Source organism: Brucella sp. NBRC 14130, assembly GCF_040371715.1.
Classification (GTDB): domain Bacteria; phylum Pseudomonadota; class Alphaproteobacteria; order Rhizobiales; family Rhizobiaceae; genus Brucella; species Brucella intermedia.
In genome coordinates, this window is sequence record NZ_BAABTE010000003.1 from 175,529 (window position 1) to 187,685 (window position 12,157).

Here is a 12,157-nt window from a genome sequence, read left to right on the forward strand (position 1 = left end):
CCCGAAATCAACTCACAATTTCAGCGGTCTCCAATACTGCATGCAGAAGCACGTCGGTTCCCGCCGACGCCCATTCTTTCGAAATGTCCTCGTCTTCGTTATGGCTGAGGCCATCGACGCAAGGGCACATGACCATGGCGGTCGGTGCCACGCGATTGACCCAGCAGGCATCATGGCCTGCGCCCGAAACGATATTGCGGTGGCTGTAGCCAAGCCGTTCCGCCGCATTGCGGATAGCCTCCACGCAGCCATTGTCGAATGTCACGGGGTCGAAATGCCCCGCCACTTCGATCTCGATGCCGATGCCCAGTTCCGCGGCGATCTTCGGCGCTTCCTTTTCAAAACGCGCTTTCATGTCGTCCAGCACGGCCTGGTTGGGCGAGCGGAAATCGACGGTGAAAACGATCTGGCCGGGGAGCACATTGCGCGAATTGGGCGATACGTCGATATGGCCGACGCCCCCCACCGCGTCCGGCTGGTGCGACATGGCGATCTCGTTGACGAGCTGCAGCATGCGGCCAAGGCCGAGGCTTGCATTCTTGCGCATCTTCATCGGCGTGGAGCCGGTATGCGCTTCCTTGCCGGTCAATGTTACTTGCAGCCACCACAGCCCCTGGCCATGGGTGACGACGCCAATATCCTTGTGTTCGGCTTCGAGGATCGGCCCCTGTTCGATGTGAAGCTCGAACATCGCATGGATCTTGCGGCTGCCGATCGGTTCATCACCTTTCCAGCCGATGCGCTCCAGCTCATCGCCGAATTTCTTGCCCTTGGCGTCGGTGCGCTGGTAGGCCCAGTCCTGTTCGTGCACGCCGGCAAAAACACCGGACGAGAGCATGGCGGGCGCAAAGCGCGTGCCTTCCTCATTCGTCCAGTTGACGACGACGATGGGCCGTTTTGTCTTGATGTTCATATCGTTGAGCGTGCGCATGACTTCGAGCCCGCCGAGCACGCCCAGCACGCCGTCGAACTTGCCGCCAGTCGGCTGTGTGTCCAGATGGCTGCCCATATAAACGGGATCGGCATCCGCATCTTCGCCGGGACGCAGGAAGAACATGTTCCCCATCGTGTCGACGCCCATCGAAAGCCCGGATTTTTCGCACCAGCTCTGAAACAGCTTGCGGCCTTCGCCATCTTCATCGGTCAGGGTCTGGCGATTGTTGCCACCGCGCACACCGGGACCGATCCGGGCCATGTCCATCAGACTGTCCCAAAGGCGATCGCCATTGACTCTAAGATTGCTGGTGAGCACCATGCGCTCTGCCTCCGCATTATGTATGGGCGTTCAAATCCGGGCCATTATATTTCTGGCCCACATTCACCCGCCAATATATGTTCCCGTGACCCGGCTCTTTGGCCACAATATTCTTGCCTTGCGCAAAAACTTGACTAGTTGGTCAAATTGCAGGCTAGAAGAGCCTTTGAACATGGTCAAGCGCTTTTGAAAAATTCTATGCTGCTGAAAGGTGTCAAATGGCCACAGCTCCTTCAGACTCACGCACCGAGGCGGTCGAAAACGACAGGACGTCGAACGACAGGTCGGAAGGCGCGACGCGCATTCAGGGCATAAATCGCAGGCTTATCCTTGATGCAGCGCTGGAGGTTTTTTCTGCTTACGGCTTTCGCGGCTCGACGGTCGACCAGATCGCCGAGAAGGCGGGAATGTCGAAACCAAACCTGCTTTATTATTTCCCGCGCAAGCAAAATATTTATGTGACCGTGCTGGAAGACACGCTTGCGAGCTGGCTGGAGCCTTTCGAGCACATCGACCCGGACGGTGACCCGCTGGAGGAATTGCGGCGCTACATCCGGCTGAAGCTCGAAATGTCGGCGAAAAAGCCGGAGGCTTCGCGCCTCTTTGCCAATGAGATATTGCACGGCGCACCGGCGATTTCCGATTTTCTGAAGGGGCATCTGAAGCAACTGGTCGATGAAAAGGCGGCGGTCATCCACCGATGGATTGCGGAAAAGCGCCTGGCTCCGGTCGACCCGTACCATCTGATTTTCACCATATGGGCAGTAACGCAGCACTATTCGGATTTTTCCGTTCAGGTCGCAGCGGTTCTCGGACGCCGTTCGGAAGAAGCCGGATTTTACGACGAAACAGCCCGGGCGGTGAGTGCCATCATTCTTGACGGCATTCGCCCGCGAGACGAAAGTCCGCCCTCATGAAGACGATTCGAATTTCAGCAGCCATCGTCCGCGATGAGGCGGGCCGTTTCCTTCTCGTACGCAAGCGCGGCAGCGAGATTTTCTTCCAGCCCGGCGGCAAGATCGACGCAGGCGAGCAGCCTGAAATCGCGCTCATCCGCGAGATCGAGGAAGAGCTTGGCATTCTCGTTGACGAGAGCCAGTTGCGTTATGCTGCAAAGATGGCAGCGCCTGCCGCCAATGAAGCCGATGCGACGGTGGAGGCGGAACTGTTCCACCTCACTTTGAAAGACGGTCAGGTTCCGGTTGCTTCCAGCGAGATCGAGGAGCTTCTGTGGAACCCGCCGGGCGACATGACGCGCCCGGTCGCCCTGTTGTCGCAGAGCATCCAGGCGCGCTTCGCCACGGATTACTGAACTGCTCGCGGTTCCACCCGGTTTCCGTCGCCATCGAAAAAGTGGAGGTGCTGAGCCGGAAAGCTCACCTGAATTGAGCCCTGCATGTGCAGCGCATCGCGGTCCAGCGTGAAGATCTTGAACGGCAATCCATGCAGGCCGAGATGCAGGATGATGCCGAAGCCGGTCGGCTCCACCAGATCGACATCGGCAGGAAGGCCCGCGGATTTCTCGATATGGACATGCTCGGGACGAATGCCGAGCGTCGCTTTGGCGCCGTCCTTGAGGTTCAAGGGCTGCGGCAAGGCAATGAGCGTGCCGTCCTTGAGTTTCAGACGCGGACCGCCATCCTGTTCGAGATAGGCCACATCGAGAAAGTTCATGGCCGGTGAGCCGATGAAGCCCGCCACGAAAAGATTGGCGGGTCGGTCGTAAAGCTCCAGCGGCGAGCCAACCTGCTGCACCACACCACCATGCATGGCGACGATGCGGTCGGCCAGTGTCATGGCTTCGATCTGGTCGTGTGTTACATAGATCGACGTGGCTTTCAGTTCACCGTGCAGCTTCTTGATTTCAGCCCGCATCTGCTCGCGCAGTCGTGCATCGAGATTGGAGAGCGGCTCGTCGAAGAGGAAGGCCTTGGGCTGGCGCACGATGGCGCGGCCCATGGCGACACGCTGACGCTGGCCACCGGAAAGCGCCTTCGGACGGCGTTCCAGCAAAGGCTCAAGGCCAAGCTTGGCGGCGGTCGACTGGATGGCGCTGGCGATCTTCTCCTTTGGCGTTTTGCGCAGCCGCATGCTGTAGCTCATATTGTCGGCCACACTCATATGCGGATAAAGCGCATAGGACTGGAACACCATCGCGATGTCGCGATCCTTTGGGGCCAGTTCATTGACGCGTTTGCCGCTGATCTGCACCTGACCCGAGGTGATGTCTTCAAGCCCGGCGATCATGCGCAGAAGCGTGGACTTGCCGCAGCCTGACGGGCCGACCAGCACGATGAATTCGCCGTCTTTGATCTCAAGGTCAACGCCGTGCAGAACAGCATGTTCGCCATAGCTTTTGCGGACAGACTGAATATCGATGGAAGCCATAGGGAAAAATCCTTTCAGCCTTTGACCGCGCCAGCCGTGAGGCCCTGCACGAGATATCGTTGAATGAGGAAGAAGAAGACGCAGGCGGGGATGAGCGCGAGCACGCCTGCTGCCATCATCTGTCCGAAATCGACCGAGAACTTTGAGACGAAGCTCAACAGCCCGACCGGGAACGTGGCTGAATCATTGCCGGAAATCAGCATCAGCGCGAACAGAAGCTCGCTCCACGCAGCGGTGAAGACAAAGCCGAGCGTAGCGGCAATGCCGGGCAGGGTCAGCGGCAGGATGATCTGGCGGAAGGCCATGAACTGCGTTGCGCCGTCGATCTTCGCTGCTTCTTCCAGATCCTTTGGAATGCCATCGAAAAACGACTGCATCAGGAAGGTGGCGAAGGGCACGTTGAAGGCCGAGTAGACGATGACGAGGCCGAGCAGGCTGTTGGTAAGGCCGAGCGGCGCCATGATCTTGTAGATCGGCGCAATCAGCATCACGAGCGGAAACATCTGTGTCAGCAGCATCAGCGCCACGATCCAGTATTTGGCGCGGAAGTTGAAGCGTGACAGCGCATAGCCGGAGAGCGATGCCAGCAGCGTAACGATAATGGCGGTTGAGCCGGACACGATCAGGCTGTTGCGGAAGAACAGCGGAAACGAACTGTTGTTCAATACATGGCTGAAGTGGTCGAAGGTCATGCGCGATGGCCAGAGCCGCACGCCCTCGCTGTAAAGCAGATCATTGGGCGTGACGGAGACCTTCACCAGCCAGAAGATCGGAAACAATGCAAACAGGACGAACAGGAGAATGGCAATGCGATGCGCGCCAGCGAGGTAGATTTTACGGTTGGGCATGGCTCAATCCTTGTTCAGAAGCGTCTGGCGCAACAGCACGATGAGCATCGAATAGACCATCAGCAGGACAAGCAGGACCATCGCGATGGCCGAGGCATAACCGAAATCGAGCCGCTTGAAGGCTTGTGTGAAGATGTAGCTTGCAACGATCTGCGTCCGGTCGGCAGGGCCGCCGCCGGTCATAACGACAATCAGGTCGGCGCTGTTGGCGATCCAGACGGTGCGCAGCAGAATGGTGATGGCCATGGTCGGCGCGAGGTAAGGAAGCGTGATCGACAGAAAACGCTGCACGGGGCCTGCGCCATCGATCGCCGCCGCTTCATAAAGATCGCGCGGGATGGCCTGCAAGGCGGCCAGCATGGTGATGGCGAAGAACGGAATGCCCCACCACACACCTGCGGTGATAATGCCCCACATGGCAAGATTGGGATCGGACAGGATATTGTTTGGCGCGCTCAGTATGCCGATTGCATGTAGCCAGTGCGGCAGCGGGCCGATCACCGGATTGAACAGCCAGGCCCAGTTGAGACCGGTGAGAAATGTCGGCACGGCCCATGGCAGGAAGATCAGCGCCTGTGCCAGCCCACGCCCCGCAAATGGCTTGTCGAGCAGCAGGGCCAGAATAAGTCCGAACACGAATTGCAGCAGAACGGAGCAGCCGGTCCACCAGAGCGTGTTCTTCAAGGAACGATAGAAGGCCTGATCGGTCGCAAGTTCACGGAAATGATCAAGCCCGACGAAGCCGCCCGAAAACGGGTTGAGCAACTGAATGTCGCGAAAGGCATAGGAGACGCCGAGGATCAGCGGAACCAGCATGATGGCGCCGATGAGGATGAGCGCAGGGGCGCTGTAGAGATAAGGTTCGGAGGCGTGCGCAAGCCGCTGCAAAAAGCTGCGCTGGTCCTGCCTTGGCACTTCGTTGCGCACCGGGGCCCTTATGGAAGCGGTGTCGGTCATCATTTTTCCCTTCGCGGGGATTGCATGAAGAGGATGGGCAGGCGCGAAAAATCCGCGCCTGCCAACCGTTCGTGGTGCTATTGCTTGGCGAGGTGCTTCTGCTGCGCCTTGGTCAGATACTCTGCCCACTGGTCGGCCAGCTGGTCCGGCGTGATGTCGCCGAGAAGCGCTTCCTGCGAGGTCTTGATGACAAGCGAATCCTTGAAGAAGGCAAATTCTTCCAGATAGGTCGGCATCACGGTCGGAACGACGTTCTTGTCGGCCAGTTCATCGAACCAGCCCTTGAACTGCTCGCCGCTGTAGAACGGATCGTTCTGGGCCGATTTGAGAACCGGCAACGCGCCGGTCCGCTTGTTCCACTCGATGTTGCCTTCCGGCCCTTCGAGCATCGAGATCAGCTTCCAGGAAAGATCCTTGTTCTTGCTCGCGCTCATCATCGACCAGCCGGCGAAGCCGATGGTCGGGAAGGTCTTGCCATCCGGGCCCTTCGGCATGATGGCGACGCCGAAATCTTCCGGCTTCATGCGTTCGGCAATGGCGATCAGCGCATCCGGGTCCTGATTGAGGAAGGCGCAGGTGCCGCTGTAGAAACCGGCCACGGTTTCATTGAAGCCCCAGTTGACGCTGTCCTTCGGTGCAAGGCCGTTCTTGTAGAGATCGACCATCCAGGTGATGCCCTTTTTCCAGCCTTCGCTGTTCATGGTCGAGGTGCCGTCTTCATTGAAGAACTTGTTATTGCCCGCCATCGAAGCGGCAAAGATCACCCAGCCATTCAGCCCACCGGGACCACCGCGCATGCAATAGCCGGATTTGCCGGGAAGGGCGGCAATCTTCTTGGAGGCCTCGACAAATTCATCCAGCGTCTTCGGCGGTTCGGAAACGCCTGCCTCGCTCAGCAGCTTCTTGTTGTAGAACATGGCGTTCAGATAGAAGCCGTAAGGCAGCGTATAGGCTGTGTTGTTGACGCTGCGGCCGAGCTCAAGCGCGCGCTCGGTGAGGTCGGATGTGGTTTCCCATTGTTCGAGATAGGGCTCGAGATTCTCCAGCATGCCGTTATTGCCATAGAGCGAGACCCAGGTGTCCGGCATTTCCATGACGTCGGGGATTTCGCCCGCCGAAACCATGGTGGCGAATTTCTGGAAGGATTCGCCCCATGGCAGCGAAATGATTTCCACCTTGGTGCCCGGATTGGCCGCCTCGAACTTGGCGACGATGGATTCAAGCGTCTTTGTGCGCTCGGGGCTGGTGATGACTTCAACAAGCTTCAAGGTGGTATCGGCAAGCGCCGTACCGCTCAAAAGCATGGTTGCGAATGCGGCTGCTATTAGTTTTTTCATTGCAGTTCCCCTTATTGCTCCTCACTGTTTTATTCACACGGCCGATGCTGCGAGCGCTCCTTCAATATCCCGCCACAGCGCTTCCGTTCCTTCCAGTCCGACATGCAGGCGCACGGAGCGCGGGTCGATGCCGAACGTGTGCGCCGAATTGGGCTGCGCCTTCTGCTGCAGAACGACTTCACCCGGCACGATCAGGCTTTCATGTCCGCCCCAGCTCACGCCGAGCTTGAACAGATTGAGATGATTGCAGAACTCGCGAATGTTCACGCCTTCGCGGAAGATGACCGAGAACAGGCCGGACGTGCCATGGAGGCCCGCAGGCAAGCGGTTGGCAAGGGCGGGATGGCACACGGTTTCAACCACATCCAGTGCCTGAAGCCGCTTTGCGATTTCCAGCGCCGATGCCTCATGCGCCTTCATGCGGGTCGGCAAGGTGCGCATGCCACGCACCAGAAGCCAGGCATCAAAGGGCGAAAGCTTGCCGCCGAGATATGGATAGGTTTCCGCGCGGATCGCGTTGATCAGCGCTTTCGAGCCGGTCACGACACCGGCCACGACATCGCTATGGCCGCCAAGATATTTCGATGCCGAATGCACGACGAGATCGACGCCCAGCGACAGCGGACGCTGGAAGATCGGGCTGGCCCAGCTGTTGTCGATGATGGTCAGAACGCCATGCTGCCGGGCGATCTGGGCGAGGGCCCCGACATCATGGGCTTCCATGATCCAGCTTGTCGGGCTCTCCATGTAGAAGAGCTTTGCGCCGGGCAGGGCCTTTGCAACCGCCTCTTCGTCGCGGCCATCGACATAGTCGACCTGCACCTGCATGCGTTTCAGGATAGTGCCGAAAAGCCGGAACGCATCGGGATAGACATGGCGCACGGCGACAATGCGGTCGCCGGGCTTGACGAAAGCCAGCACGCTCGAGGAGATCGCAGCCATGCCGCTGGCAAACCCCAGCGCGTCTTCGCCGCCTTCAAGTTTTGCCAGCATTTCTTCAAACGCCCGCACGGTCGGGTTGAGGCCGCGCGTGTAGATGGGCCGAACCTTTTCGCCCCGATAGGAGGCGACCATGTCGTCATAGCTTGGAAAGGTGAAAAGCGAAGTCTGCACGATGGGCGGAACCACTGCGTCGAAAGCATTGCCTTCATCATGGGCGACTGTAAGCGCTGCGAAATCCAGCGGGTCCATCCCGTCAGTCATTTGGACATTTCCTTGATGTCTTCCTCGACAATGTCGAGGATTTTGAGTGTTTCCTGCCGCGCGGATTCAGGGTCCTGAGCCACGATGGCGTTGAAGAGCGTGCGGTGGAACGGAAAGGTCCGCCGCGCGAAGTCTACCCGCTCGAACGGATGATCCCAGAAACGCAGGAAGGCTTCGCGCATCTGTTCGAGCAATTGCCTGAAAAGCGGGTTGTGGGTCGCGTCGTAAATGGCGAGATGGAACGCCAGATCCTCGGGTCCGGACGTGCCTTCCGCGATGTGAACGCGCTCCATCTCATCGAGATTGCGTTCGATGACCACGAGGTCTTCAGCCGTGCGTTTGCGGGCAGCGACCATGCTGGCCTCGGCTTCGATGCCACGGCGCACTTCAAGCGATTGCAGCAATGCATCGCGCAACTGCGCAGGATCGAATGAAAGCGGCATATGGATGGTTGCAGCCGAAATCGGCTTGAGCAGATAGGTACCGCTACCCTTGCGGGCTTCGATCACCCCGAGGGCCTGAAAGTGGCGGATTGCTTCACGAATGGTGGAGCGGCCGACAGCGAGCGCCGTCATCAGTTCGCGTTCTGCGGGAAGGCGGTCTCCGGCCTGCAGCTGCGCGGTCGCAATGTAATTGGCGAGTGCGTCCGTCACCTGCCGGGCGCGATCCATCGGCGGTAGCGGCGCGATCTGCAACAGCCTGCGATCTTTCATTCTGCCTCCATTTTCCGGACTGCCCCAGACATTCGCAGCGCAATCCGTCCAGACCCGTTCCCTTATTGGTTTTAAAATTGGTCTGACATCATAGTAATATCGGCAGGAAATTTGCGGCTGTCAAGGATGGTTTATTCGCAAGTGAATAGACTGTTCGCATGCGCATGCTTTTCCGATTGCGCTTCGACAAGCTTGCTCCTATCAATCGCTGGAAGAGGCAGCGCATCCCAAAAAGTGCGAAGCGGTTTTTGGATAAGATGCGGTGAAAGAGGAAGCGCATCCCAAAAAGTGCGAGCGGTTTTTGGATCACGAGGCGCTGAACAAGGAGTGCGGCGTTCGTCGCCGTTGTTGAGGAGATATCCATGCATTTGAAGGCATCCGAAAAGCGAACGCTTGGCCGTACCGGTTTGACTGTGACGGCGCTTGGTCTGGGAACTGCACCTCTGGGTGGGCTTTATGCGCCCGTTTCCCGCTCTGACGCCGACGCTTTGCTGGAAGCCGGCTGGAATAGCGGCATCCGTTATTATGACAGTGCGCCGATGTATGGCTATGGCCGCAGCGAGCACATTCTCGGCGATATGCTGCGTGAAAAGAGCGAGCGCGCTGTTGTTTCAACCAAGGTCGGGCGCCTGATGGCCAACGAGCGTGCAGGTCGCACATTGCCGCCTGCGCTGCCGAAAAATCCATTCGATTCCGGATGGCACAATGGCCTCAATTTTCGTGAGGTCTTTGATTACAGCTATGATGGCATCATGCGGAGCTTCGATGACAGCCAGCAGCGTCTCGGCTTTCCTGAAATCGACCTGCTCTATGTCCATGATATTGGCCGTGTGACCCATGGCGACCGGCAAGAAATCCACTGGAACGCGCTTACCAAGGGCGGCGGTTTCCGCGCGCTCACCGAATTGCGCGAGGCGGGAAATATCAAGGGCTTCGGTCTTGGCGTAAACGAATGGCAGATCATTCGCGATGCGCTTGAAGAGGCTGATCTCGACTGCTCGCTTCTGGCGGGCCGCTATTCGCTGCTCGATCAGGTTTCGGAAAAGGAATTCCTGCCATTGGCGCAGAAGCGGGGCATGGCGCTGGTGATTGCCGGGGTTTTCAATTCCGGTATTCTCGCGGCACCGCGTGGCGGCGAACAGAAGTTCGACTATGCCGATGCCCCTGCCGAAATCATCGCGCGCACCAATCGCCTGCACGATATTTGCGACGAGTATCATGTACCGCTCGCCGCCGCCGCCATGCAGTTCCCGATGAGACATGAGGCCGTCAGCTCCATTCTGATCGGTGTCCGCTCGCCGGAACAGATCAGGCAGAACGTGGTCTGGTTCGAGCAGTCGATCCCCGAGGAATTCTGGACGACGCTTCGCTCGGAAGGTCTCATTTCGTAATCATGACATCCAGAATTCTCTGTGTCGGTGCCCTTACCATGGACACCATCTTGCGCCTCGATGCGCTTCCTCACGCGGCAGGCAAATATCTGCCCCGTGAGGCCGTCGAAATAGCGGCCGGCATGGCTTCGAGCGCAGCCGCAGCGATTGCCCGGCTTGGCGGCGATGTGGCGCTCTGGGCTTCTGCGGGGATTGACGCGGTTGGGGATCGTGCCGTCGCGGAGCTTCAAGCCGAAGGCGTCGACTGTGCCTATATCCGGCGGCTGGAAGACGCCCGCACGGCATTTTCGTCAATCCTCGTTGATGCGAGCGGCGAACGCATCATCGTGCCTTTTTATGATCGCAGGCTGGCAAGCCCGTCCGATGTGGTGCCTCCCATTGCAGCGGGAGCCTATGCCGCCGTGATGACCGATGTCCGCTGGCCATGGGCTGCTGAGACCGCGCTGCGTGCCGCGGGCGATGCCGGTATTCCAGCCATACTGGACGCGGATACCGCGCCGGTCGAATTGCTGGAAACGCTCCTGCCGCTTGCAACCCATATCGTTGCATCGGAACCCGCTGCAATCAGCGTCGCGGGCACGACGGATTTGCGTGAATGCGTTCGGATTCTCAGCGCGCGCCATGATGTGTTCACAGCGGTCACCGCCGGAGCGGAAGGCTGCTATTGGAGCGAAGGCGCTGGCAAACCGGTTTCTCACATGCCCGGTTTCAAGGTCGATGCAGTGGATACGCTGGCCGCAGGCGACGTGTTCCATGGCGCGTTCGCGCATGGTCTGGTGGAAGGTAAACCGATGACGGACATCATTCGCTTTGCCAATGCGGCTGCGGCGATTAAATGCGCGCGGTTCGGCGGACGGGCCGGTTCGCCGCGCCCGCAGGAAGTGCTTTCCTTCATCGAAACCGGTATTGTTCCGACCCGATAGTCGATTGTCTCCAAACCTCCCCCCTCGTCCTTCGAGACGCTGTTTTCAACAGCTCCTCAGGATGAGGGAGGGAGATGTCAGCGCGCTGAACTGGCTCGCGGTTCAGGTAATTTGCTTTCTCTTCCCGTTCTCCGGAAATCATGCAATTACGCACTGAACCCGAATTGACTCTTTACTAACATGTTAGTATGTGCCAGCTTAAAGTTCAAATTTGGGAGGAGCCAGTCTTGGCACATAATCATTCCGGGCAGGAGCGTTTCGGTCTCTCTGCAGCGCTCACCACGCCATTCGACGCAGATGGCAAGATCGATGTCAGCCGTGCGCTGAAGCATGCCCGCGCACGGCTCGATAATGGCTGCTCGAGCGTGACCCTGTTTGGCACCACCGGCGAAGGGTCGTCGATTGCCGATGCCGAGCGCGCCGCTCTTCTCGATGCATTTGTGGCAGGCGGTTTTCCGGCCTCCAGCATTGTCGTGGGTGTGATGGAAAACTCGGTTGCCGACGCTGTCCTCCAGGCTGGCGATGCGCTGCGCCGCGGCTGCAAGGCCATTCTTCTCGCACCGCCTTCCTATTTCAAGAACCTCTCCGATGAAGGACTGTTCAACTGGTTCTCGTCGGTCTTCAAGGGCCTGGGTGAAGATGCTCGCGGCATCATTCTCTACAATATCCCGTCGGTTACAGCGGTCGAGCTTTCGGTCGATCTCATCAGCCGCCTGCGTGCAGCTTTTGGTGACATCATCATTGGCGTGAAGGATTCTTCCGGCAATTGGGCCTATACCGAAAAACTGCTAGCTGCGCATAAGGACATCGCGATCCTGATCGGCGACGAGCGCGACCTTGCAGCCGGTGTGCGCCTTGGCGGGCAGGGCGCGATTTCCGGCATGGCCAATCTGTTCCCCGACCGTCTTCTGCGCATGATCAATGACGGACAGGACGATGCCGAACTGGTGGCCGCAGTACAGCAATTGCTGAACTATCCGGTAACGCCAGCGGTCAAGGCCATGGTGGCGCGCCATACGGGTGACAAGGAATGGCGGCGTGTGCGCGCCCCCCTGATTTCGCTCAATGATGCGGACTGCGATGCAATTGGTAGTGTATTCGACCGTTTGCATATGGCAAAAGCGGCCTGAAGGCGGCATAAG

At 58.6% G+C, this 12,157-nt stretch carries 12 protein-coding genes; 5 read left to right on the forward strand and 7 right to left on the reverse strand.

The window, feature by feature from the left end; translation table 11 throughout:
* Positions 1 to 7: 7 nt before the first annotated feature.
* Positions 8 to 1,255 carry a Zn-dependent hydrolase gene (locus tag ABWW28_RS06970; RefSeq protein WP_112670689.1) on the reverse strand — a complete coding sequence of 416 codons (1,248 nt, stop codon included), beginning with the start codon at positions 1,253 to 1,255 and terminating at the stop codon, positions 8 to 10.
* A gap of 218 nt (positions 1,256 to 1,473) precedes the next feature.
* Between ABWW28_RS06970 and rutR the strand changes: the two genes are divergently transcribed.
* Both rutR and ABWW28_RS06980 read left to right on the forward strand, forming a co-directional pair.
* Entirely contained in the window at positions 1,474 to 2,172 is a 699-nt protein-coding gene (rutR, locus tag ABWW28_RS06975) for an HTH-type transcriptional regulator RutR (RefSeq protein ID WP_006465996.1), read from the forward strand.
* Entirely contained in the window at positions 2,169 to 2,567 is a 399-nt protein-coding gene (locus ABWW28_RS06980) for an NUDIX hydrolase (protein WP_112670687.1), read from the forward strand. The genes rutR and ABWW28_RS06980 overlap by 4 nt, the downstream gene beginning before the upstream one ends.
* Here ABWW28_RS06980 and ABWW28_RS06985 read toward each other — a convergent pair.
* The 6 genes from ABWW28_RS06985 to ABWW28_RS07010 all read right to left on the reverse strand — a co-directional run bounded on the left by ABWW28_RS06985 (position 2,561) and on the right by ABWW28_RS07010 (position 8,701).
* Positions 2,561 to 3,643, reverse strand: a complete 1,083-nt coding sequence (locus tag ABWW28_RS06985) for an ABC transporter ATP-binding protein (protein WP_112670685.1) — start codon at positions 3,641 to 3,643, stop codon at positions 2,561 to 2,563. The two genes, ABWW28_RS06980 and ABWW28_RS06985, sit on opposite strands and share 7 nt — an antisense overlap.
* A 14-nt stretch (positions 3,644 to 3,657) precedes the next feature.
* Entirely contained in the window at positions 3,658 to 4,491 is an 834-nt protein-coding gene (locus ABWW28_RS06990) for a carbohydrate ABC transporter permease (RefSeq protein WP_006465999.1), read from the reverse strand.
* 3 nt (positions 4,492 to 4,494) lie between these two features.
* Positions 4,495 to 5,448, reverse strand: a complete 954-nt coding sequence (locus ABWW28_RS06995) for a carbohydrate ABC transporter permease (protein WP_112670683.1) — start codon at positions 5,446 to 5,448, stop codon at positions 4,495 to 4,497.
* A gap of 77 nt (positions 5,449 to 5,525) precedes the next feature.
* The gene (locus ABWW28_RS07000; RefSeq protein ID WP_353390612.1) at positions 5,526 to 6,785 is read right to left on the reverse strand and encodes an ABC transporter substrate-binding protein; all 1,260 of its coding nucleotides are present in this window, start codon (positions 6,783 to 6,785) and stop codon (positions 5,526 to 5,528) included.
* Between the two features lie 33 nt (positions 6,786 to 6,818).
* Complete coding sequence (locus ABWW28_RS07005; protein WP_112670679.1) at positions 6,819 to 7,988, reverse strand: PLP-dependent transferase; 1,170 nt, start codon at positions 7,986 to 7,988, stop codon at positions 6,819 to 6,821.
* Positions 7,985 to 8,701, reverse strand: coding sequence for a FadR/GntR family transcriptional regulator (locus ABWW28_RS07010; RefSeq protein ID WP_112670677.1), 717 nt, complete (start codon positions 8,699 to 8,701; stop codon positions 7,985 to 7,987). Before ABWW28_RS07010 ends, ABWW28_RS07005 begins: the two co-directional genes overlap by 4 nt.
* A 362-nt stretch (positions 8,702 to 9,063) precedes the next feature.
* On the opposite strand from ABWW28_RS07010, the gene ABWW28_RS07015 reads away from it, so the two are divergent.
* The 3 genes from ABWW28_RS07015 to ABWW28_RS07025 all read left to right on the forward strand — a co-directional run bounded on the left by ABWW28_RS07015 (position 9,064) and on the right by ABWW28_RS07025 (position 12,145).
* Positions 9,064 to 10,092, forward strand: a complete 1,029-nt coding sequence (locus ABWW28_RS07015; protein ID WP_006466005.1) for an aldo/keto reductase — start codon at positions 9,064 to 9,066, stop codon at positions 10,090 to 10,092.
* 2 nt (positions 10,093 to 10,094) lie between these two features.
* A complete protein-coding gene (locus tag ABWW28_RS07020) occupies positions 10,095 to 11,015 on the forward strand; it encodes a PfkB family carbohydrate kinase (RefSeq protein WP_112670673.1) in 921 nt (306 codons plus the stop codon).
* Between the two features lie 227 nt (positions 11,016 to 11,242).
* Positions 11,243 to 12,145 carry a dihydrodipicolinate synthase family protein gene (locus ABWW28_RS07025; RefSeq protein ID WP_112670671.1) on the forward strand — a complete coding sequence of 301 codons (903 nt, stop codon included), beginning with the start codon at positions 11,243 to 11,245 and terminating at the stop codon, positions 12,143 to 12,145.
* The last annotated feature ends 12 nt before the right edge of the window (positions 12,146 to 12,157 follow it).